26 protein-coding genes and 1 tRNA gene are annotated in these 20,560 nt (G+C 34.3%); 24 read left to right on the top strand and 3 right to left on the bottom strand.

The annotated features are described in order from the left end of the window. From NMAR_RS08715 to NMAR_RS08665, 12 genes are all read left to right on the top strand, one after another. A complete protein-coding gene (locus NMAR_RS08715; RefSeq protein ID WP_148680236.1) occupies nucleotides 1–366 on the top strand; it encodes a Zn-ribbon domain-containing OB-fold protein in 366 nt (121 codons plus the stop codon). A 70-nt stretch (nucleotides 367–436) separates the two neighbouring features. Then, nucleotides 437–598, top strand: a complete 162-nt coding sequence (locus tag NMAR_RS09875; protein WP_182126295.1) for a hypothetical protein — start codon at nucleotides 437–439, stop codon at nucleotides 596–598. A 137-nt stretch (nucleotides 599–735) separates the two neighbouring features. Continuing rightward, on the top strand, nucleotides 736–2,907 hold the full coding sequence (nrdD, locus tag NMAR_RS08710) for an anaerobic ribonucleoside-triphosphate reductase (protein ID WP_012216011.1): 2,172 nt from the start codon (nucleotides 736–738) through the stop codon (nucleotides 2,905–2,907). A gap of 203 nt (nucleotides 2,908–3,110) precedes the next feature. Then, nucleotides 3,111–5,765, top strand: a complete 2,655-nt coding sequence (locus tag NMAR_RS08705; RefSeq protein WP_012216010.1) for an adenosylcobalamin-dependent ribonucleoside-diphosphate reductase — start codon at nucleotides 3,111–3,113, stop codon at nucleotides 5,763–5,765. A 46-nt stretch (nucleotides 5,766–5,811) separates the two neighbouring features. Then, the gene (locus NMAR_RS08700; protein ID WP_012216009.1) at nucleotides 5,812–6,936 is read left to right on the top strand and encodes a hypothetical protein; all 1,125 of its coding nucleotides are present in this window, start codon (nucleotides 5,812–5,814) and stop codon (nucleotides 6,934–6,936) included. A 1-nt stretch (nucleotide 6,937) separates the two neighbouring features. Further along, nucleotides 6,938–7,606, top strand: coding sequence for a ribosome biogenesis protein (locus tag NMAR_RS08695; protein ID WP_012216008.1), 669 nt, complete (start codon nucleotides 6,938–6,940; stop codon nucleotides 7,604–7,606). A 22-nt stretch (nucleotides 7,607–7,628) separates the two neighbouring features. Next, a tRNA-Gly gene (locus NMAR_RS08690) sits at nucleotides 7,629–7,702 on the top strand. Nucleotides 7,703–7,790: 88 nt separating this feature from the next. Next, a complete protein-coding gene (locus NMAR_RS08685) occupies nucleotides 7,791–8,057 on the top strand; it encodes a ribonuclease P protein component 4 (protein ID WP_187146584.1) in 267 nt (88 codons plus the stop codon). 31 nt (nucleotides 8,058–8,088) lie between these two features. Continuing rightward, nucleotides 8,089–8,541, top strand: a complete 453-nt coding sequence (locus NMAR_RS08680) for a 30S ribosomal protein S19e (protein WP_012216007.1) — start codon at nucleotides 8,089–8,091, stop codon at nucleotides 8,539–8,541. A gap of 7 nt (nucleotides 8,542–8,548) precedes the next feature. Next, the gene (locus tag NMAR_RS08675; protein ID WP_012216006.1) at nucleotides 8,549–8,830 is read left to right on the top strand and encodes a DNA-binding protein; all 282 of its coding nucleotides are present in this window, start codon (nucleotides 8,549–8,551) and stop codon (nucleotides 8,828–8,830) included. 42 nt (nucleotides 8,831–8,872) lie between these two features. Continuing rightward, on the top strand, nucleotides 8,873–9,949 hold the full coding sequence (locus NMAR_RS08670) for a zinc-binding dehydrogenase (RefSeq protein WP_012216005.1): 1,077 nt from the start codon (nucleotides 8,873–8,875) through the stop codon (nucleotides 9,947–9,949). 7 nt (nucleotides 9,950–9,956) lie between these two features. Beyond that, on the top strand, nucleotides 9,957–10,811 hold the full coding sequence (locus NMAR_RS08665) for an HpcH/HpaI aldolase/citrate lyase family protein (RefSeq protein WP_012216004.1): 855 nt from the start codon (nucleotides 9,957–9,959) through the stop codon (nucleotides 10,809–10,811). Between the two features lies 1 nt (nucleotide 10,812). On the opposite strand, the gene NMAR_RS08660 is transcribed toward NMAR_RS08665, so the two are convergent. Continuing rightward, entirely contained in the window at nucleotides 10,813–11,421 is a 609-nt protein-coding gene (locus tag NMAR_RS08660; protein WP_012216003.1) for a hypothetical protein, read from the bottom strand. Between the two features lie 52 nt (nucleotides 11,422–11,473). On the opposite strand from NMAR_RS08660, the gene NMAR_RS08655 reads away from it, so the two are divergent. From NMAR_RS08655 to NMAR_RS08605, 12 genes are all read left to right on the top strand, one after another. Then, nucleotides 11,474–11,824: a response regulator gene (locus NMAR_RS08655; protein ID WP_012216002.1), complete on the top strand. Its 351-nt coding sequence runs from the start codon at nucleotides 11,474–11,476 to the stop codon at nucleotides 11,822–11,824. Nucleotides 11,825–11,882: 58 nt separating this feature from the next. After that, the gene (locus NMAR_RS09870) at nucleotides 11,883–12,026 is read left to right on the top strand and encodes a hypothetical protein (RefSeq protein ID WP_187146538.1); all 144 of its coding nucleotides are present in this window, start codon (nucleotides 11,883–11,885) and stop codon (nucleotides 12,024–12,026) included. Nucleotides 12,027–12,089: 63 nt separating this feature from the next. Further along, the gene (locus tag NMAR_RS08650) at nucleotides 12,090–12,815 is read left to right on the top strand and encodes a tetratricopeptide repeat protein (protein WP_012216001.1); all 726 of its coding nucleotides are present in this window, start codon (nucleotides 12,090–12,092) and stop codon (nucleotides 12,813–12,815) included. A gap of 33 nt (nucleotides 12,816–12,848) precedes the next feature. Continuing rightward, on the top strand, nucleotides 12,849–13,433 hold the full coding sequence (locus NMAR_RS08645) for a riboflavin synthase (protein WP_148680235.1): 585 nt from the start codon (nucleotides 12,849–12,851) through the stop codon (nucleotides 13,431–13,433). A 78-nt stretch (nucleotides 13,434–13,511) separates the two neighbouring features. Further along, nucleotides 13,512–14,177, top strand: a complete 666-nt coding sequence (ribB, locus tag NMAR_RS08640; protein ID WP_012215999.1) for a 3,4-dihydroxy-2-butanone-4-phosphate synthase — start codon at nucleotides 13,512–13,514, stop codon at nucleotides 14,175–14,177. Nucleotides 14,178–14,179: 2 nt separating this feature from the next. Further along, complete coding sequence (gene ribH, locus NMAR_RS08635; RefSeq protein ID WP_012215998.1) at nucleotides 14,180–14,596, top strand: 6,7-dimethyl-8-ribityllumazine synthase; 417 nt, start codon at nucleotides 14,180–14,182, stop codon at nucleotides 14,594–14,596. Further along, nucleotides 14,593–15,348 (top strand): GTP cyclohydrolase IIa, encoded by a 756-nt coding sequence (locus NMAR_RS08630; RefSeq protein ID WP_012215997.1) that lies wholly within the window; start codon nucleotides 14,593–14,595, stop codon nucleotides 15,346–15,348. The genes ribH and NMAR_RS08630 overlap by 4 nt, the downstream gene beginning before the upstream one ends. Beyond that, entirely contained in the window at nucleotides 15,342–16,532 is a 1,191-nt protein-coding gene (locus tag NMAR_RS08625) for an amidohydrolase family protein (RefSeq protein ID WP_012215996.1), read from the top strand. The genes NMAR_RS08630 and NMAR_RS08625 overlap by 7 nt, the downstream gene beginning before the upstream one ends. Next, the gene (locus tag NMAR_RS08620; RefSeq protein ID WP_012215995.1) at nucleotides 16,519–17,175 is read left to right on the top strand and encodes a 2,5-diamino-6-(ribosylamino)-4(3H)-pyrimidinone 5'-phosphate reductase; all 657 of its coding nucleotides are present in this window, start codon (nucleotides 16,519–16,521) and stop codon (nucleotides 17,173–17,175) included. The genes NMAR_RS08625 and NMAR_RS08620 overlap by 14 nt, the downstream gene beginning before the upstream one ends. Before the next feature lie 36 nt (nucleotides 17,176–17,211). Beyond that, complete coding sequence (locus NMAR_RS08615) at nucleotides 17,212–17,466, top strand: SWIB-MDM2 domain-containing protein (protein WP_012215994.1); 255 nt, start codon at nucleotides 17,212–17,214, stop codon at nucleotides 17,464–17,466. Between the two features lie 93 nt (nucleotides 17,467–17,559). After that, nucleotides 17,560–18,117, top strand: coding sequence for a hemerythrin domain-containing protein (locus tag NMAR_RS08610; protein ID WP_012215993.1), 558 nt, complete (start codon nucleotides 17,560–17,562; stop codon nucleotides 18,115–18,117). Between the two features lie 2 nt (nucleotides 18,118–18,119). After that, nucleotides 18,120–18,419 carry a hypothetical protein gene (locus tag NMAR_RS08605; protein ID WP_012215992.1) on the top strand — a complete coding sequence of 100 codons (300 nt, stop codon included), beginning with the start codon at nucleotides 18,120–18,122 and terminating at the stop codon, nucleotides 18,417–18,419. Between the two features lie 141 nt (nucleotides 18,420–18,560). Here the strand turns inward: NMAR_RS08605 and NMAR_RS08600 are convergent, their stop codons facing one another. Then, on the bottom strand, nucleotides 18,561–19,952 hold the full coding sequence (locus tag NMAR_RS08600; protein ID WP_148680234.1) for an aldehyde dehydrogenase family protein: 1,392 nt from the start codon (nucleotides 19,950–19,952) through the stop codon (nucleotides 18,561–18,563). Nucleotides 19,953–20,018: 66 nt separating this feature from the next. Beyond that, a complete protein-coding gene (locus NMAR_RS08595; protein WP_012215990.1) occupies nucleotides 20,019–20,534 on the bottom strand; it encodes a transcription factor in 516 nt (171 codons plus the stop codon). Nucleotides 20,535–20,560: the final 26 nt, after the last annotated feature.

The raw sequence follows: 20,560 nt of genomic DNA, 5'->3' as shown, positions 1-20,560 counted from the left end.
ATGTCAATTGAAGAACAAGTAATTGAAAATGCCAAAAACGGCAAACTACTAACTCACAAATGTACTGAATGCGGATATCTTCATCTTTCAACTGCATATTTCTGTAGAGAATGTGGTAGTAAGGGCTTTGAGGATGTGCTTTTGGATGGTATTGGCAAAATTGCTACCTATACCATAATTACGGTGCCCCCTGCAGGCTTTGAGAAATACACTCCATATGCCTTTGTTGTACTCGAAGTAGATAATTCAGATTTGAGAATTTCAGGATTTATGGCAGGAATTGCCACCCCTGCAGACCTCCCAGTTGGAACTCCAGCAAAAATCACTGGTTTTGATGAAAGAGGAATCATCATCGAAAAACAGTAAAATTATTTGTTTGAATTATTAAAAAAAATCAAAATCGATTTTTAATTATTTTGTGATTATGATCATTTTCATGTCAGTAGAAGTAACATGTGGAAAATGTGGTGAAAAGATCACAAACATGAAGATGTTAAAATCACTAAAAGATGTAATGAATCCTTATAGTGGAAAATGTCCGTCATGTGGACAGAAACTCTCTACATCCGAGTTTTCACTAGATGTTCAAGAAAAATAATCTCTCCTATTTGATCTTTTTTTACAATTTTTAAAAATTAGATCAAAAATCTTTCAATGCATTTAGAAAAATGATCAAAAATGATCCAAATTCATTCTGTCATAAGTCTTAATTAGTGCGTTTTTTTAGAAAAATACATGAAAATGTCTGATGAAGAATTAGAAATGGATCTAGAAGGTGATCTAGATGCAGACATGGATGACGATGATCTAGATACAGACTTAGATGATGATTCAGATTCACCAAAACGCGGTGGAATTTTACAATCTACATCAAAACGTGTCAGAATGATCTTTTCTGTCATGGCAAGTCCTAACAGAATCGATATCCTGAGAATTCTAAATTCAAAAGGCCCTCTAACTTATTCAGAATTAAAATCTCTGGCTGGATTCAAATCAAAAAAAGAGAGTGGAAAATTTGCATACCACTTGAGAAAATTACTTAGACAATCACTTGTTGCATTAAACAAATCTGAAAGACGTTACACAATTACAAATCTTGGAAAACTAGTTTTGAGCTTAGCAAGACAAATTGAAGAAAGATCAATTATTGAAAGTGGAAAGATGTATGTTAGAACATCACACGAATCAATTGAGGAATTTAATTCTCACAAAATCATACAATCATTGGTACGTGAAGGTAGCCTCCCACTTGAATTAGCACAAAAAATTACTGAAGAAGTTGAAAATAGAATCTACAAATATCAAACTACCTATCTTACAGGCTCACTTATCAGGGAAATGGTAAACTCTGTCTTGCTTGAGCATGGTCATGAGGAATACCGCAACAAGCTTGCACGCCTAGGCTTGCCTGTGTTTGACGTTCAAGAGATGATTACTAATCTAGACAATGTAGACAATGGCGCTGAAGGTCTCTTGTTTAAAACAGGACAAACAGTATTTGCTGAACATCTTCTGACAAACATCTTACCAAAAGATGTAGCTGACTCTCATCTTTCTGGTGATCTACACATTACAAATCCTGGAATCTGGTCAATGATTCCTGATACAATGTTTGTTAACATTAAAGAATTAATTGAAGATGGAATTGATCTTGGTGGAAAGTATCTTGATGTTTCAAGAATTCCTGCATCAAAACAACTTGATGAAATTACAAGTGCACTGTCTATTGTAGTCTCTCTTCTTTCAAAAGAAGCTTCACAAGAAATTATACTTGATGGATTTGTTTCACTATTCTCAAAACATTCAAAATCACTTCCAGAACTAGAACAAAAATTAACTACAGCATTTGCAACTGCATCTACAACTTCCAAATACAATAAATCAAGTACTAACGTTTCAATTAGATTACAATTAGGATCTGATACAAAAATAATTAATTCAATTATTAATGCATACAAAAACTACACAAAGCTTACCCCAATTCCAAAAATTGGATTAATCATAGATAATGAAAAAGGAAAGATCACAGATGTTTCAGCAGCAGTATCAGAAATAATTTCACTTGGTGGAAAAGTAATGTTTGCCAAAGGACAAACATCAAGTCATGGTATTACTAATGGATCAACTAAAAGTTCTGGTCCACTTTCAATAATGCTTGAATCAGTATCAATCAATCTTCCAAGATTAGCATTTGAATCAAACAAAGATGAAACTTACTTTAGAGCAAGATTGGCATTACTCATGAAACCAGCTTTATCTTCCATGGCCTTGAGAAAGAAAGACATTTCTGATTTGACTAGACGCGGATTGAATCCAATTTTGGCCAAAAATACTCAGTATATGCAAAAAAGTAATGTTTCACTTGTAATCAATTTGGTAGGCCTCAAAGAGGCAGTCTTTAACATCCTTGGATTCCAAGATAATAAAGAAGGTCGTGAAATCCTTCACAAGGTAATTGAAACTGCAGTAGACGTTGGCGCCAAAAAAGGCAAAGAATTAGGTGATCCTGTGGCTATTTGCATGACTGAAACTGAAAGTGCAACCAGATTTGCTACTCTTGATGGTGAGAAATATGGCAAAAATTCATCCTTAAACTCTATGGAAGGTGATTCTTATTCTGAGGGAATCATTATTGATGCCTCTGAAGTCTCTGATTATACTGCCAAGAGCGAGCCAATCTCTGAGTGTAACAAACTCTCAAAGTTGCTAAACGGGGGATTGTTTGTAACACTAAATATCGGCAAAGATGCAAAGCCTGCAGAAATTAAAAAAGCAATTGAGAAGACATCAGAACTTACAACATCCTTCAAGCCTGTTCAAGACATTGCAATCTGTGGTGAGTGTGGTTTTAAAGATGAACCGTTTGAAGATAAGTGTCCAAAGTGCAAGTCTCCATATGTTGTCTGAAATTCATAAATGAAAAACTAGTTACGATCATTTTTGAAAACTTTTTGATCTGTTTCAGACCTTCGCGATCATCGTCTATCGCAGAAGTTATGCCATTATGAAGTTCATAGTAGCGTTGTCAAATTTTTTGAACCGAACTTTTAGACAAAAACTGACAAATCATTTATACCCGCATTGATCATAACCCTTGCGGGGAGATTATAATGGATAATTCACAAATAGAAAATACTATCAATGAGATCCGTAAGCGCAGTGGCGCAGTAACGGCTTTCAATAAGGATAAAATTTCAAATGCCATTTACAAGGCATTGGCTGCCACCTCTAAAGCCGACCGTGGTCTAGCCGATCAGTTAGCAGATAATGTTGTTAACAAGTTAGTAGAGCAAGGCTTCACTAGTACGAGAAGCCCTACTGTTGAAGATATTCAAGATATTGTAGAGTCTACTTTGATTGACAGTGGCAATAGCGATATTGCAAAAGCCTACATTGTTTACAGACATGAGAGAAGAAAACTAAGAGACGAGAAAATGAAGGTCCTGAATCTAAAGGCCCTTGATCCAGTCTCCAAAAAGTTTGATTTGAATTGTCTTAGAGTTTTAGCATCAAGATACCTTTTCAGAAATGGAAAGAATGAGATTATTGAATCTCCAACTCAAATGTTTGAGAGAGTCGCAATACTTGTCGGAATTGGTGATCTCATGTATGACGCCCAAGTCTTTGACAAATCTGGAAATACAAAACAAGATGTAGAAGAAGCAAAGTCTTATCTTGAAAAACTAGATGCCTTTGATTACAAATTCAAAGTTGGAGACTATTTCTTCAACAAATGGCATTTCAGATCACTCATCAACCACTACGTAACACTTGCAAACAAAGGTCACATGAAGATAAGCTTCAAAGAACTTTTGACACTACTTGCAGCAAAGAAACTAGATGGCTATGCTGATAAAATCACAGAGTACTTTGATCTGATGGTTTCTCAAGACTTTTTGCCAAACTCTCCAACAATGATGAATGCAGGTGGCAGACTAGGTCAACTCTCTGCATGCTTTGTACTTGGAATGCAAGATGGCATGGAAGAAATCATGAAATCAACTTCTGATGCAGCATTAATCTTCAAATCTGGTGGTGGAGTTGGAATCAACTATTCTGATCTTCGTGAAGAAGGTGACATTGTAGCATCAACATCAGGTGTTGCATCCGGTCCGGTTTCCTTCATGAACATCATTAACACTGTAACTGAAGTTGTTAAACAAGGAGGAAAGAGACGTGGTGCAAACATGGGTATAATTGAAGCATGGCATCCAGATGTTGAAAAATTCATCACAAACAAAACAGAACCTGGTGTTTTAGAAAACTTTAACGTCAGCGTTGGTGTTTGGGAAGACTTTTGGCATGCACTTGTAAACACTAGTGATGGTAACTATGTTTTACGTAGTCCACGTGACAAAAAACCAGTTAAAGAAATTAACGCACACCAACTAATTGACTTGATTGCATTATCTGCATGGAAGAGTGCAGAACCTGGTTTGATCTTCTTTGATCAAATTAACAAATACAATGTATTTGCAAAAGCAAGACAAGCACCATTACGTGCAACAAATCCATGTGGTGAACAAAGTCTTTACCCATACGAATCATGCAATCTTGGTTCTATCAATTTAGTAAATCTCGTAAAGAGACAAGCAGATGGAACCTATGAATTTGATTGGCAAAGATATGAAGAAACAATCAGAAAGACTACAAGATTCCTTGATAACATCATTGATGTTAATCACTATCCAGTTCCAGAGATCAATGTAGCATCAAAGGAATCCCGAAGAATTGGATTAGGTGTAATGGGAGTAGCAGATCTCTTGTACAAACTAAGAATCCCATACAACTCTAAAGAGGGATATGAATTACAATCCAAACTATCTGAAGCCTTAACATACTATTCCATGGAAGAAAGTGTAGCCCTTGCCAAGTCTCGTGGTGAATTCCCACTGTGCTCCAAGACGGAATATCCTGAAGGAAAGATTCCTGTTGCAGGCTATTATGAAAAGCCAAAAGAATCTCACTCTTATGAATGGGATGCACTAGTTGAGAAAATCAAACAATATGGAATTAGAAATGTCCTAACAACAACAGTAGCTCCAACAGGTACTTTGTCAATGATTGCAGATTGTTCAAACGGAATGGAACCTGCATTTGCATTGGTATTTGAGAAGAGAGTTACTGTAGGAAGATTCTTCTATACAAACAAGATTGTTGAACAAGTCCTAAAAGAAAATAACCTATACAACGATGAAATCCTTGCAAAAATTGCAGACAACTATGGTTCATTGAAAGGAATTGATGAAATTCCTCAATGGATGCAAGATGTCTTTGTAACCGCAATGGACATTCACTGGTCTGATCACTTGATGGCTCAAGGTGTATGGCAAGACTGGATTGGAAATGCAATTGCAAAAACAATCAACATGCCATATGATGTAACTGCAGAAGATGTAAAATCTGCATATCTGTTGGCACATGAGATTGGTCTAAAAGGTATCACAGTGTACCGTGATGGCTCTAGACACAAACAAGTTCTTCATATGACAAGTGAAAATGCAGAAAAAACATTTGATGTTACACCAAGTGAACATGTAACAAACTATGTTTCAACACAAATCACAAACCCATACATCAAATCACAAGTTAATGCAGCACTTGCATTAAAGGTACATGACGAAGAAATCAAATCTGAACCAATTCAACAACAAGAAGAAGTTGCAGAAGATCGTCTATGTCCAACATGTAAGAACAACCTTGTATTTGTAGAAGGTTGCAGTATCTGCATTGAATGTGGATTTAGTGGTTGTACTTCTGGATAGATAACAGAATCACAACTTTTTTACTTTCTTTTCTTTTTGAATTCGTATGGATAAGAAGATTCTAGGCGTAGGTATAGGCGTGGCAGTAGTTATTGCCATTATAGCTGGAGTTCTCAGTATTCCTAGTGATTCAAATCCTGAAGTTACACCTGTAAAGACTAATGAGAAGATTGGACTAGTAATTAACTCTCCAAATCAATCTGTAACACTACAAGAGTTAGATGAAATCTATTCTACTGCATCTGAATCTGGAATTGGAAGAAGCAATGTCTATCTCTTTTGGAATTTAATTGAACCAGAACATAGAGAATACAATTGGCAATACTCTGATGCCTTGATGAGCTTTAATCAAAAAAACGATCTCAAAGTTACACTTTACTTTTCAATAATTAACGGAGAAACATTAGGACCATTTCCAGATTGGATTGGAAAACCACCTATCCAATCACTAAATGAAGATAGAGTAGTTAGTGTTCTTGATGCAATATTGTCTCGATACCATATTGTTGATACTGTAATTCTTGCAGGAGAAACAGAATCTCAATTCAGATATTACGAACAAAACATTCCTCCTTACAAAGAACTATTCGTTGGAGTATATGATAAAATTAAGGAAAAACATCCTGATGTAAAAATTGGAAATGCATTTGCATTACACCAAGTTTTGAATAAGGACTTGCAAAACATTGTGACTGATTTGGATGTTGGTGATTTTGTTGCATTCTCTTATTCTCCTGTAGATACAGTAGGTGATATGGTGAAAACCCCACAACAAGCAAAAGAAGACCTAGAACAAATTATTGATTTGGCAGGTGATAGGAATGCTGCAATTTTTGAGATTAGCTGGAGTACCTCTGACTTTGTTGGAGGAAGTGAAGAATCTCAGACTGAATTTTTAGAAAAATCCTTTGAATTTTATGCAGAAAATGAATCTGAACTAGAGTTTTTCACATGGTATAGGCAAAATGACAAACCTGAAGGAACTTGTGCATTCGAAGTACAAGAGGTAGGAGAAGACAAACTCACAGTAGGAGGTTCAGGTTTTGGCAGTAGTGAGCATGTAATTGAGAGACTAGATCATTATGTATGCAATGCTGGATTGTTTGATGAAAATGGTAATCCCAAATCAGGTTGGAATGAATTTAAGAATCAAATTCAGATGTTAAACTAAAATGATTTCTGTAGTTTTAGCTGAATCAGCATTAGAACTTGTTCCATCTGAACTAAAACATCATCAATCAGTAATTTCTCATGCAAGAAAACTCGGAAAACTTTCATCGGAAATTCTACTAGATAACTCATGGCACTTTGCAGCAATGAAAGGAATCATCAATGAATTAAAGAGAGGTAGACCAGACCTTGTGCATTTTTCAATACTTGAAGCAACAACAATTCCACTTTATCTAAAAAACAAAATCAAACTCTATGTTCATACAATTGATGATAAGGTGATCTATTTTGGTCAAAATGTGCATGTGCCAAAATCTTATCATAGGTTTGCAGGATTGATTGAAAAATTGTATAAAGAAAAAAAGATAATTGCAAATAATGAAACACTACTTGAAATCAAAAATAAAACATTTTCAGAATTAATTGATGAAATAAACCCTTCAAAAATAATTGGATTCTCTACCAAGGGAACTGAAAATTCGTATGAAAAAATTGTATCTGAGATCAATACTGATTATTGTCTTGTGTTTGGAGGGTTCCAGAAAGGACATTTTTCAGATTCTATTGAAAAAAAATTTGCCCAGATGTATTCAGTTGGCAATGAACCCTTTGAAGGTCATACTGTTGTTGCCAGAATGCTCTATGAGTACGAAAAAACCATTTTTATGTAGGCATAAAAATTTGCATTTTGTTGCAGTCATAGTATAGCCTGGTTAGTATTCGGGGTTTCCAACCCTGTGACGCGGGTTCGAATCCCGCTGACTGCATATCTTTGATTTTAATGAGAAGTAATTTTTAGGTGTGACTTTAGAAATTATTGTGAAACCTGCAGTAAGAAAACTTGCAATGGAGAGAATGCAAATTCTAATACAAAATGCAATTAGTAACGCAAAAACCGATCCTGAACTCTCTCAACGCCAAGCTCTTCTTGCAAGACGAATTAGCACTCGACACAAAATCCGAATGCCTTATGAACTCCGGATGGTTTTTTGCAAAAAATGTAAATCATTCATTGCGCCTGGAGTAAATTCCCGAATTCGTTTGGGTAGAGCATCTGTCAAGTCGATCAGAATATCTTGCTACTTGTGTGGGCACACGTATCGCAAAATAATATCTCAATGATTTATAAGACGATTCTCGATTTTTTGTCTTCATGGCAAAGGTATACGATGTACCAGCAGATGTATTGATAGGAAAGCTAGCTGAGATCCTAAAAAATGAAGATATTCCAGCTCCTTCTTGGATTCCATTTGTAAAAACTGGAGCTCATGCTGACAAACCACCACAAAACCGTGATTGGTGGCATACTAGATGTGCTTCAATTATGAGAAAAATTTACCTTCATGGTCCAATTGGAATTAACGAATTAAGAAAAGATTATGGTGGCGGTAAACCATCTGGTTATGGTGCAGCTCATCACAAAGACGCTGGCGGTGCAATTATTAGAAATGCCATCCATGGACTAGAGAAATTAGGTTACTTGGAGAAGGTTGAGAAGAAAGGACGTATAGTTTCTAAACAAGGTATGCAAAAACTTGACAGATTAGCAACAGAAATTCTAAAAGAAATGATTGTTGAAAATCCTCAATTGAAAGTTTACACTTAGATTCAAAATGAGTTTTCCTGAATCAAACGATCAACCTCAAGACAATACAAATCACGAACTAGCTGCACAAAAAGAACAGATTCTAAAACAAATCCTAGTTCCTGAAGCAAGAATGAGATTAAACAATATCAAAATGGTAAAACCAGAACTGGCTGATTTAGTTGAACAATATTTGATAGGAATGGCAACTCAGGGAAAAATCCCTGGACAAATTACAGACGATCAACTAAAGCAAATTTTACTTTCAACCCAACAACCAAAACGTGAATTTAAGTTTAATCGTGTCTGATCCCAGATAAAATATAATTATGGGTAACCAGCCTGTAATTCCATGAAAGCAGTCGTATACAATGAATATGCACCAGATGATAATTACGCTAAGATCCTTAAAGTCCAGGATATAGACGAACCAAAACCAAAAGCAGATGAGGTAATTTTTACCAATAAAGCATCTGCCCTAAATTATAATGATATTTGGGGGATGAGAGGAGTTCCAGTAGCAGTTCCTCTTCCACATGTTTCAGGTTCTGATGTAGCTGGAGATGTTATCGCCGTAGGCGAAGATGTTAAAAATTTCAAAGTAGGTGACAGAGTTGTCTCTCACTCAAATCTTGCATGCAGAGTTTGTAGTGCATGTACTGATGGAAGAGAATTTGACTGTACCCGAAGACAAGTTTGGGGTTTCCAAACTGGACCACTATGGGGTGCATACTCTGAACAAATACACTTACCAGAAGTCAATGTTTCAAAAATTCCTGATGGAGTTTCATATGAAGATGCAGCAGCAGCTTCAATGACAATTCTTACCTCCTGGCACATGTTAGTTGGTAGAGCAAAGATTACTCCAGGACAAACAGTACTCGTAATGGGTGGTGGTTCTGGTGTCGGAAGCTTTGCAATTCAAATTGCTAAACTATACAACTGTGATGTCATTGCAACTGCAAGTCCTGACAAATTAGACAAATGTAAGGAACTTGGAGCAGATTATGCAGTAGACCACAGAAAAGACGACTGGAGTAAAGAAGTCTTCAAAATTTCAAAAGAAATTGCAAAAACAAAAGGTGAAGCACCTGGAATTGATCTTGCATTTGATCACATTGGTCAAACTCACTTCAACAAGCAACTAACATTGCTCAAGTATGGTGCAACACTAGTTTCATGTGGTGCAACAACAGGTTATGACGCACAAATAGATCTTAGACACATCTTCTTCAAAGGAATCAATGTCTTAGGTTCAACACAAGGAACTAAAGCTGAATTAGATCAAGGTCTATACTGGATGGGTCAAGGAAAGATAAAATCAATTGTTGACTCTGTCTTTACCTTCGAACAAGCAGCAGAGGCTCATACAAAGATGCTAAAGGGTGACTTCTTTGGCAAAATCATTATGAAGCCTGAAGGCGCTTAGTCATTTAATGACTCAGCTCTTCAGAAGTCTCATTTTTGTTCCTGGAAACAATCCTAGATTTCTAGAAAAAGCAAAAAAACTTCAGGCTGATATTGTGTGCTTTGATTTAGAGGATTCTGTCCCAGACAATGAAAAAGTTAATGCAAGAAAGCTAATCAAAACTGCTCTCAAATCTAAAAAGTCATACGAGTCTTCAATTTTTGTTCGAACAAATTCCACTTTATCGGGCAAAATTCCTGCTGATCTTAAAGAAATTGTTCAAAAAGGAATTGATGGAATTGTTATTCCCAAAGTAAACAATACCAAAGAACTCAAAAAAATTGAAAAAATCATTTCAGAATTGGAGAAAAAACGAAAACTAAAACCAATACAACTAATTCCTTCAATTGAATCTGCAGAAGGTGTTGTTAATACATACCAAATCGCATCTAGCAGTAAAAGAGTAGTTGCAGTAGTCTTTGGCGTGTTTGATCTCCTAAATGATCTTGGTGTAGAATATACCAAAGATGCCGATGGAGCAAAATATTCTAGAAGAAAAATCCCTGTGGATGCACGAGCTGCCGGTGTAGCTGCAATAGATGCAATCTGGCAGGATCTCAAAGACTCAAAGGGATTAGAAAATGACTGCAAAGTTGGAAAAAGTTTGGGTTATTCTGGAAAAAGCATTATTCATCCAGATCATATTTCTGTAACTCACAAACTATTTCATCCAAACAAAAATGAAATAGAATGGGCTGAAAAAGTTTGCAAAATCTATCTTGAATCAACAAAGAAAGGAAAAGGTGCTACTACTGTTGAAGGGAAAATGATTGATGAAGTTCACTTTAAACAAGCAAAAGCCTTGCTTGATCTTGTAAAGTAGACTATAATTCTTTAAGAATGGATTTCATTGTTGTGCTCTTTTCAAATGTTTTCTTAGGCACAATACCACTAACTGTCAATTTTTCTTTTTTTGCATCTATCGAAATCTCTTGAAAAATACACTGTATTTTTGATATTTTTTTACTTTCACTAAGCACTTTTCCAGTCTCTATGAAAAATCCACTGATTAATAGATTCTCTATCTTTCTGTATCCTGAGGTTTTAGGTATTCCTGATTCTCTTAGAATTTCTGGTATGGTGTGTTCACTCTTTAGAATGTATGTGATCATTTTTCTAGTCTCATCATCTCCAAACATATCTAAAATCACATGAACCAGTTTTGAATCAAGTATGGTTAGATGATAATTTTCTTTCACTTTTTTTACTTGAATGATTTCTTTTAGACATTTATTTTCAAATTCCTTAATGTCTAATTCTGAATTTTTTTTAATGATTTTTAATAATGTCTGAAAATGTTCTGTAGCAAGTTTAATTGACATTCCATGTTCTAAAAATAATTCTCGTTCAATTTTTTTTAGTGTATCTGCATCAATTTTTTTCTTAATTTTGATAGGGATTGATGTTGAAATTAATTTGTCTAATCCTGGCATATATGGTATCTGGAGATCTAAAATATAAAGAACACATTTGTTTTATCAATTTATGAGCAGATCTGTTATTATCATTGATGATGATGAGGATACTGTTCGACTATTTTCTGAATTTCTAGAAGAAAAAGGAATCAATATTGTAGGAAATGGATTTGATGGTATTACTGCTGTGAAACTATATAAAAAATTGAAACCTGATGTTACTCTTATTGATATTAACATGCCTAATGGTTCTGGATTTTATGCAATCAAAAAAATCCAAGAGATTGAACCTAAAGCACGTATAATTGCAGTGACAGCTGATACTAGTACAGTAACTGAGGAAAAATTACAAAAACTGAATGTAACTATAGTTCAAAAACCCTTCAATATTGAACATGTTATATCAAGCATAAACACCTAATTCCCATTTTTGGGACTCCTCACATAATGTTATATTATAAACATCATACTTTTCACGCATGGCAAAGAGAGTTACCATAATGATTGACGATGATATTGATAAGAAACTTCGCCTACGTCAAGCAAAATTAATTCAACAAGAACAATCTTCCTATAGCTACTCTAAAGTGCTGAATGAAACCATTCGTAAAGTCCTAAAATAATCAATAATTCATCTTTATCTTGCAATAGATTAAAGATAATGAGATTCTATCTAATTATTAGAAATGGTTAATCTGTTAGATCCTAGCAATGTCATAACTAGAATGTTTAATGCAGGAAAATATGAAGAGATGTATAATTATTGCAAGAGTCTCCTAGAAAAAATCCCCAATGATATGGTTGCACTTCAAAATATCTGCTTGTCTTTAATTTATCTTGAAAAATATCAAGAAGCTATATCTTATTGTGATAAGGTCCTTGAAATAAAAAAATCAGATACATATGCATTGAAAAATAAAATTTATGCATTAGAAAGTTTAGGTGAGTACCAACAAGTTCTAAAATTATGTGAAGAAATTCTCTCTTCTAACCCTAAAGATTCATGGGCGTTGAATAGTATGGGATTGTCATTAAATGAATCAAATCAACACAAAGAGGCGCTTGAATACTATGAAAAAGCACTTGCGATAGACCCAACAGACGTTACAGCTTTGATGAACAAAGCAATATCTCACAGCCATTTGGGAGACTATGAAGTTGCAGTTGAATTTTATGATAAGGCTCAAATGGTAGATTCTAGCCTCAAAGAAATACCTCTTGCAAAATCGAAACTATTTGAAAAATTAGGAGATAGCGATAATGCATTTTTAGCAGCTCAAGGGGTTCTAAACAAAGATATGGAAAAAATCAAGATTGCAGCAAAAGAAAACAAATGCTCTCTTTTTCATCAGGTTTGTGAAAATGAATTTGAAGAATTAGATTCAAAAAAATCTAAAATGAAAATTAACTAAATCATTTTATACGTCAGTTATTAGATGATTTTGATGTTTACCGGAATTGTTAAAGGAATAGGTAAAGTAGAAAAAATTTCTAAAAATACAAAAAATCGAAGTGCAGTACAGATGACTGTAAATCTTGGTAAACATGCAAAGGGATTGAAAATTGGACAAAGTGTTGCCCTAAATGGTGTGTGTCTTACTGCAACAAAACTATCAAAATCTAGTTGTATATTTGAGATGATTGAAGAAACAACAAAGAAAACTGATCTTGGTAATCTTGAGGTTGGTGGAATAGTGAACATTGAACGAAGTTTAAAGGCTGGAGATAGACTAGAAGGTCATTTTGTTTTAGGACATGTGGATGGTGTAGGAATAATTAAAAAAATTCAAAAAAAACCCAAAGAGGTTCAAGTTTGGTTTGAAGTACCTAAAAAATTGGCAAAATATGTAGTCAAAAAGGGTTCTATTGCAGTTGATGGAATAAGTTTGACAGTAACTGACATCAAAAAAAATCTTGCATCTGTTTCATTAATTCCTCATACAATTGAGGTTACTAATTTTCAAACAAAAAAAGTAGGCGACAAAGTTAATATTGAAACTGACATTCTCGGAAAATATATTCTAAAATAAGCCTGAAAAACTACCACTTTATTGGTAATTACCAATTCTCAAGTAAGCTTTATAATCAGTCTGAGGATTTTTTTGTTTATGTCTCTTGAAACTGCACTACAATCTCTAAAAAGAGGAGAATTTGTTCTCTTGTTTGACTCTGCTGGACGAGAAAATGAGATTGATATGATGGTTGCAGCAGAATTTGTTACTCCTGAACATGTTGCCCGAATGCGTCAACATGCTGGTGGATTACTTTGTATTGCAATAGATAATCAATTTGCCAATTCACTTGAACTAAAATACATGCATGACATTTTAGCTGATTCTTCTATATCTAACAAAGAAATGATTATGGGATTAGCTCCTTATGGTGATCATCCAACATTTTCCTTATCTGTAAATCATTATCAAACCTATACTGGAATCACTGATAATGACAGATCATTAACAATACGAGAAATGGCAAATATTTACAATGTTGAAAATAAACAAAAAAAGTTTGCATCATCTTTCAAAACACCAGGACACGTTCCTTTACTTATTGCATCAAAAGGTTTGCTAGCAGCACGTCAAGGACACACAGAAATGTCTGTCTATCTTACACAGATTGCAGGTTTAACCCCAGTATCTGCAATATGTGAAATGATGGATGCTGAAACATATACTGCATTGTCTGTTGATAAAGCCGAAAAGTTTGCAAAACAAAATGGAATTCCATTAATTGATGGAAAAGAACTACTAGAATACGCTAAGGTGCATTAATTTTGAATATTGCTATAGTGGTTTCGGAATTCAATGACGAAGTGACATCTAGAATGCTTTCAGTAGCACAAGAAAAAGCTGATTCATTGAAATTAAAAATAACCTATACTTGTTCTGTTCCAGGCGCATATGATATGCCCATAATTGTTGATACGTTGTTACAAAAAAATGATGTTGATGCTGTAGTCACTTTGGGTGCCATTATCAAAGGTCAAACCAAACATGATGAGGTTATTTCTCATGCTGCTGCTCAGGCACTTACTGATTTATCGATTAAACACCAAAAACCTGTATCTTTAGGAATATCTGGTCCTGGAATGCAGGAAAGACATGCCCATGCCCGAATTAGACCTGTAGCTGAACGTGCCGTAGAAGCAGTCGTAAAGATTTCATCAGAACTCAAAAGGATTCAAAAATGATTCAACTAAGTATCTTGAAAATAACAGGTTATGGTCCATGGACTTTAACTTTGGGCAGCGATAGAGAGCATGAATTACAAATGCTTCAAGCATCTCTGTACAAACAATTACAAAAATTATTTTCTGAAAAGAATTGTCTTGTTTTTCTAAACAGAGCTGATGAATTTTTTGTTGTCTCAAATGGAGTTGGCTTGGAAGAACACATTGAAATTCAAAAAACACTGGAAAAATCATTTGAAGTATATCTAACAATTTCAATTGGTTTTGCTGAATCTCCATTTGAAGCAAATTTGAAAGCATATGACGGAAAGAAGAATGAAGTTGTACTAGACAAACAATACAATATTTTTGGATTTGTTAATGATGACACATCTGATTCTAAAATCACTATAATGCATTTGGACGTTGATGATCTTTCATCTAAAAGAACAACCAATTCTCCATATGAGATTTCATCTATAATCTTTCAATTATATTCAAGAATGTCAAAATATTTTCTGGAAAAAAATTCACTTACGTTTTTTATGGGAGGTGATAACTTTATGGTAGTTGCAAGTGATGATGGAAAAAAATCTGTACAAGATTTCATTAACATGATAAAAAATGATGATAAGATTTTTCTGAATTGTGGTATTGGTAATGCTTCTACATGTAGAGATGCTGTAAAATTAGCCACAAAATCGCTTGATACAATTCGTGAAATTCGAGATTCAGGAAAAGAAAAACCTGAAGTTTATGAATTATCATGTTAATCAAGAACATTAGTCTCCTTTTAGGAAAAGAATTAGAATTTGTTTCAAAAACAAATGTACAAATTCAAGATGGTAGATTCAAACGAATTCAACCTAACATTAAACCAAGTGGTAAAGAGGATTCTATTGACTGTGAAGATCTTTTATTGATCCCAGGATTTATCAATGCACATACACACATAGGTGATTCAATTGGAAAAGATGTCACTCTAGAAAGTTCTGTAGATAAAAAAATACATCCTGTTTTTGGGGCAAAGTCAAAAATTCTAAAAAACACTCCTCCTGAAAATTTGTCTAATTTTATGAAAAATACATGTCATTCTATGATTAGAAAAGGAATAACCACCTTTGTTGATTTTAGAGAAGGGGGTTTAGATGGTGTTATCTTGTTGAAAAAAACATTATCTGAAATTCCAATCCGATCAATTATTTTGGGTAGGGTTAATTTCTACCAAAATTCAACTGAAATCAAAAAAAATCTCCCCATTCCTAAAGAAAAAGCCAAGGAATTGCCTCTAATTCTTCAAAAATGTGATGGTATTGGAGTTAGTGGTGCAAATGAGAACAGTACTTCAACATTGAATCATTACTCAAAGACATCAAAGATTCGAGCAATTCATTCTGCTGAAACAAAACAGAGCGTTTCAAGATCTAAAAAGATGACTAGAAAATCTGAAGTGATTCGTGCATTGTCCATGAAACCTCATTTTCTTATTCATATGACTCATGCATCAAACAGTGATCTTCATCTAGCTGCAAAAAAAACTCGAGGAATAGTAGTTTGCCCAAGAGCAAATTCTTCTTTGGCTGAAGGAATTCCTGACATTACTTTGATGCAAAAGGCCGGTTGTACGCTTGGATTAGGCACAGATAATGTTATGATAAACTCTCCTGACATGTTCAGAGAAATGGATTATCTTTGGAAAGTCACAATGGGCATTCATAAAAAAAGAATCAATCCTAAAGAAATTTTGAAAATGGCTACCGTAAATGGAGGAAAAATACTAAAAAAAGACATTGGAGTAATTGAAACCAAAAAAATTGCTGATTGCATATTTCTAAACAAACATGCATTAGATTTAGAACCAATGCATGAACCATATGCATCTATTGTACATAGAGCATCTGAATCTGCAATCCAAGCAGTAATGATTGGAGGTAAAATAGTTCATGGAAAAATCTAGACCTCATGTTATTCTAAGTGGAGCAATATCTGTTGATGGAAAAATTGCAACTAAAACAAACGATTCAAAACTTTCATCACAAAAAGATATTCAAAGACTTCATAAATTACGTTCAAGTGTAGATGCAATTCTTATTGGAAAAAATACCGCATCACGTGATAATCCTCTCTTGACTGTTCGTCATGTTAAAGGAAAAAACCCTATCAGAATTGTTTTAGATTCTAAAGGTACTATTTCAAAAACATCAAAAATTCTTCAATCAAGTAACAAAGTTCCAACGATAATTGCAATATCTAAAAAAATTACTAAAAAAAATCTTGAAAAACTAGAAAAATTCCCTGTTGAAATAATTAGTACCGGTAATGATTCTGTGAATTTAAAATTACTGTTGAAAAAACTATCAAAAAAGAAAATCAAAACAATACTGGTTGAAGGAGGAGGAACTGTAAACTGGGAATTTGTAAAACATAATCTCTTTGATGAAATGATACTAACGATATCTCCTTACTTACTTGGTGGAGAAGACTCTATTTCCTATTTACGAGGTACTGGATTTAGCAGAATTTCTCATTCTCCTAATCTCAGACTCAAATCAGTAAAGAGGCTCAAAAATCATCTAGTTTTACATTACGTAAAGCTCTAAGTTCTTATACTTTATTTCGAATACAACTACAAGAAATTGGCAGTAAAAAAGAAAACAACCAAAAGAAAAACTACCACAAAAAAGAAGGCTGCACCAAAGAAAAAGGCTGCACCAAAAAAGAAAGCAACCAAATCAAAAGCAAAGAAACCAGCATTTGGTGGATATGCCATTAGTTTTGCAGGTCGCAAAGAAACTGCTGAACAAATATTTGGTAAAAAACCAATTGCCCCAAGTGAAATGACCAAAAAGATTTGGGCATTTGTGAAATCAAAAAAACTTTCTAATCGTTAAACCCACTTGTTAACGAAAAATCGTTAACACTTTCTATCTTTTAATTATTTTAAAAAACTAAGATATAGATACTAGAAATAATTTACATTCGTCATGTCAACTGCATCATTAAGACGTGATCATGAGTTAATTGAAAAAGTTGTCAAAGCAATGGATGCTACAATTCAATTATTAAATGAAAATAAACAAATTCCTGAATCTATCTTACTTCCTGTTATTGATTTTTCAAAAAACTTTACAGATGTTTGTCATCACAGTAAAGAAGAGAATTCTTTGTTTCCTGCATTAGAACAAGCTGGATTGCCAAAAAATATGGGTCCTATCGCAATGATGTTAATAGATCATGAACGTTCTCGAGAAATTGCATCTAACATGGAAGCTTCTGCAAAAGAATATCTTTCTTCAGGTGAATCTGCAAAATTAATTTCTGATATGAAACAATATGTGGAACATATTACTGAACATCTTTGGAAAGAAAATAATCGATTGTTTATGATGGCAGAAGCTAGATTGCAATATGTTGCACAGAAGGTTGATGGGGAATTAAATGAAATTGAAGCTGCCAAACTCAAAGATTTAGGAAAATCCAGGCAACACTATGAAGATCTTGCTGAAAATCTCACACGAGATGTTGCTGAACAAGGAAAGTAGGCTTGGCTGACAGCATATTTGGTCAAGTAGTTGCTGTACGAAAATTTGCAAACGGAGATATCGAGTTAGATTTCTATCATGATGATGTAGTAACTGAATATCGATATTCCTCTGATCCAAGTAGATTAGGAAATTTTCCAAAAGAATTAGCTGAAACTTTAGCCTCTACATTATCTACTGATATCTGCATCGAAATTTTCTTTGGAGATGATGGAACTCCTACACATATCGAATTAGAAGAATGTGATGATGAAGAAGATGATGAAGAATTTGACGAGGACTTTGTCCCAGAGGAATCATGAACTCTGAATGTATCTCAAAGCTCAAGGCGTTCCCAAGATCTCTTTGATCTTCACTCAACAACACGTCATCGAGTGTCCTCGTCACCATATAATACGCTAAAATTATACTTAAAGGATGCTCATAATTTCAACTATGAAAAATTATTCTACGTAATGATGATGTGTCAAGTTATCATAGAATCTAACCGATTTTAGATTTACAAATTCTAACATTCCATATCTTGATAATTCTCTTCCAAATCCACTGTGTTTTATTCCACCAAATGGAATTCTTGGATCTGAAATTACTACATTGTTTACACTAACAATTCCTGATTCGATTCTTCTTGACATTTTATCTGCTTTTGCAAGATCTTTTGTCCAAATACTTGCACCTAATCCAAACTCACTGTCATTTGCCATCTTGATTGCATCACTTTCATTTTCAACAATTGTTATTGGTGCAACTGGTCCAAATGTCTCTTCTTTTGCAATTCTCATGTCTGGTGTGATGTTTGTGAGAATTGTTGGTTTGTAGAAATATCCATTTCCATCCATCTCTTCTCCGCCTAGTAATACTTCAGCACCTTTTGCTTTTGCATCTTCTACAATTCCAGAAATTGTCTCTAATCCATCTTTGCTTGATAGCGGTCCAATATCTGTCTCAATTGACATTGGGTCTCCGACTTTGAGCTCAGATGCCTTTTTGATGAATAATTCAATGAAATCTTCCGCAATGTTCTTGCCTACAAAGAATCTTTTTGAGGCTACACAACTTTGGCCACAATTGATGAATCTGCCTTTTGCTGCACCATCAGCTGCCTTTTCAATAATAGCGTCATCTAAAACTATGAAAGGATCACTTCCACCCAATTCTAAAACACATTTTTTAAGATTCATAGCAGCCCTCTCACCTACTTTTGCTCCTGCATTTGTACTTCCAGTAAATGTCACAGCATTAACTTCTGAATCAATAAGGTGATTTGCAGAATCTACACTGCCAACTACTGTTGAGAATACTCCGTCAGGTATTCCTGCATCTGCAAATGCTTTTTCAATTTCAATTCCTGATTGCATTGTGACTCTAGATGGTTTCATCACAATGACATTTCCTGCCATCAAACATGGAGCTGCAAATCTTAGAGCTTGCCAATATGGAAAGTTCCATGGCATGATAGAACCAATTACTCCAAGTGGTTCAAATGTTAGAAAACTCTTTCTTGCATCTGTGTTTAGTACTTCGTCAGAAAGAAAACTATCTCCATGGTCTGCATAAAATTCTAAGGCCCAAGCACATTTCTCAACTTCACCAATTGATTCTTTTAGTGCTTTTCCCATTTCCTTAGTTGCAATTTTTGCCAACTCTGTTTTGTTTTTCTTTAAATGCTCAACTAGATTGTAAATGTAACTTCTACGTTTTTCATAATCTTTTTTCCATTCAGGAAATGCTCTTTTTGCTTTTCTAACTAATTCAAATACCTGATCTTTATCCATTGCTGAAAATGTGGTGATATCTTCACCTGTTGCAGGGTTTACTGTAGTAATTTGACTCAGGATCTGTCAGAATTATTCCTCTTATTTATTCTAGTAACCTCAAATTCAGTACTATTACTAATTTAATTAGAACACTTGTTGCATATCTTTTTTGATTTCATCAATCTTCTTTTGATATGCTTTCTTTGATTTGTCGTTCTTTTTTAGATTAAGGACATTTCCGCATGAAGGACACTTGAACATTCCCTCAAGAGCATCCTCAAACGTTACTCTTGGACAATCCTCATTTCCGCAGTGGTAAAAATCAGATGCATTCTCATAATCTAGTCTTTGCTGTAATCTCTCCTCGATTTTCTTTTTTTGATTTTCAATAAAGTGTTCGACTTCCTCTCTTCTAGTTCTCCATCTATAGACAAACCAGCCTTTTCTTTCGTCTTTTACTCTAATACCTGTGATTAGTGATTTTCCAAAAAGATCATAGAGAACTTTTCTTACCATATTGATTCTAAGTCCTGTAGAACTGGCAATCTCTTCATCAGTTGCATCTTCTGCTTTTAGCAATGAACGAGCTACTTTGAGATATTCATCTCCTCCAATCATTGAAGCAATTCTAACAAAAGGATCTTCGTACTTGTCTACCAACTCTAATTTCTCCTGATTTTCTATTA

It is taken from the genome of Nitrosopumilus maritimus SCM1 (assembly GCF_000018465.1).
Lineage (GTDB): Archaea > Thermoproteota > Nitrososphaeria > Nitrososphaerales > Nitrosopumilaceae > Nitrosopumilus > Nitrosopumilus maritimus.
Note: the sequence above shows the minus strand (reverse complement) of the source record. Positions and strands in the feature narration are given on the sequence as shown.

What these genes read in the sequence shown, in the direction of transcription:
- NMAR_RS08620 (WP_012215995.1), top strand. Translation starts at nt 16,519, where the DNA reads ATGGAAAAATCTAGACCTCATGTTATTCTAAGTGGAGCAATATCTGTT.
- NMAR_RS08645 (WP_148680235.1), top strand. Translation starts at nt 12,849, where the DNA reads ATGTTTACCGGAATTGTTAAAGGAATAGGTAAAGTAGAAAAAATTTCT.
- ribB (WP_012215999.1), top strand. Translation starts at nt 13,512, where the DNA reads ATGTCTCTTGAAACTGCACTACAATCTCTAAAAAGAGGAGAATTTGTT.
- NMAR_RS09870 (WP_187146538.1), top strand. Translation starts at nt 11,883, where the DNA reads ATGGCAAAGAGAGTTACCATAATGATTGACGATGATATTGATAAGAAA.
- NMAR_RS08680 (WP_012216007.1), top strand. Translation starts at nt 8,089, where the DNA reads ATGGCAAAGGTATACGATGTACCAGCAGATGTATTGATAGGAAAGCTA.
- NMAR_RS08715 (WP_148680236.1), top strand. Translation starts at nt 1, where the DNA reads ATGTCAATTGAAGAACAAGTAATTGAAAATGCCAAAAACGGCAAACTA.
- NMAR_RS08625 (WP_012215996.1), top strand. Translation starts at nt 15,342, where the DNA reads ATGTTAATCAAGAACATTAGTCTCCTTTTAGGAAAAGAATTAGAATTT.
- NMAR_RS08705 (WP_012216010.1), top strand. Translation starts at nt 3,111, where the DNA reads ATGGATAATTCACAAATAGAAAATACTATCAATGAGATCCGTAAGCGC.
- NMAR_RS08675 (WP_012216006.1), top strand. Translation starts at nt 8,549, where the DNA reads ATGAGTTTTCCTGAATCAAACGATCAACCTCAAGACAATACAAATCAC.
- NMAR_RS08685 (WP_187146584.1), top strand. Translation starts at nt 7,791, where the DNA reads ATGCAAATTCTAATACAAAATGCAATTAGTAACGCAAAAACCGATCCT.
- NMAR_RS08610 (WP_012215993.1), top strand. Translation starts at nt 17,560, where the DNA reads ATGTCAACTGCATCATTAAGACGTGATCATGAGTTAATTGAAAAAGTT.
- NMAR_RS08695 (WP_012216008.1), top strand. Translation starts at nt 6,938, where the DNA reads ATGATTTCTGTAGTTTTAGCTGAATCAGCATTAGAACTTGTTCCATCT.
- NMAR_RS08670 (WP_012216005.1), top strand. Translation starts at nt 8,873, where the DNA reads ATGAAAGCAGTCGTATACAATGAATATGCACCAGATGATAATTACGCT.
- NMAR_RS08660 (WP_012216003.1), bottom strand. Translation starts at nt 11,421, where the DNA reads ATGCCAGGATTAGACAAATTAATTTCAACATCAATCCCTATCAAAATT.
- NMAR_RS08655 (WP_012216002.1), top strand. Translation starts at nt 11,474, where the DNA reads ATGAGCAGATCTGTTATTATCATTGATGATGATGAGGATACTGTTCGA.
- NMAR_RS09875 (WP_182126295.1), top strand. Translation starts at nt 437, where the DNA reads ATGTCAGTAGAAGTAACATGTGGAAAATGTGGTGAAAAGATCACAAAC.
- NMAR_RS08700 (WP_012216009.1), top strand. Translation starts at nt 5,812, where the DNA reads ATGGATAAGAAGATTCTAGGCGTAGGTATAGGCGTGGCAGTAGTTATT.
- nrdD (WP_012216011.1), top strand. Translation starts at nt 736, where the DNA reads ATGAAAATGTCTGATGAAGAATTAGAAATGGATCTAGAAGGTGATCTA.
- NMAR_RS08630 (WP_012215997.1), top strand. Translation starts at nt 14,593, where the DNA reads ATGATTCAACTAAGTATCTTGAAAATAACAGGTTATGGTCCATGGACT.
- NMAR_RS08650 (WP_012216001.1), top strand. Translation starts at nt 12,090, where the DNA reads ATGGTTAATCTGTTAGATCCTAGCAATGTCATAACTAGAATGTTTAAT.
- NMAR_RS08665 (WP_012216004.1), top strand. Translation starts at nt 9,957, where the DNA reads ATGACTCAGCTCTTCAGAAGTCTCATTTTTGTTCCTGGAAACAATCCT.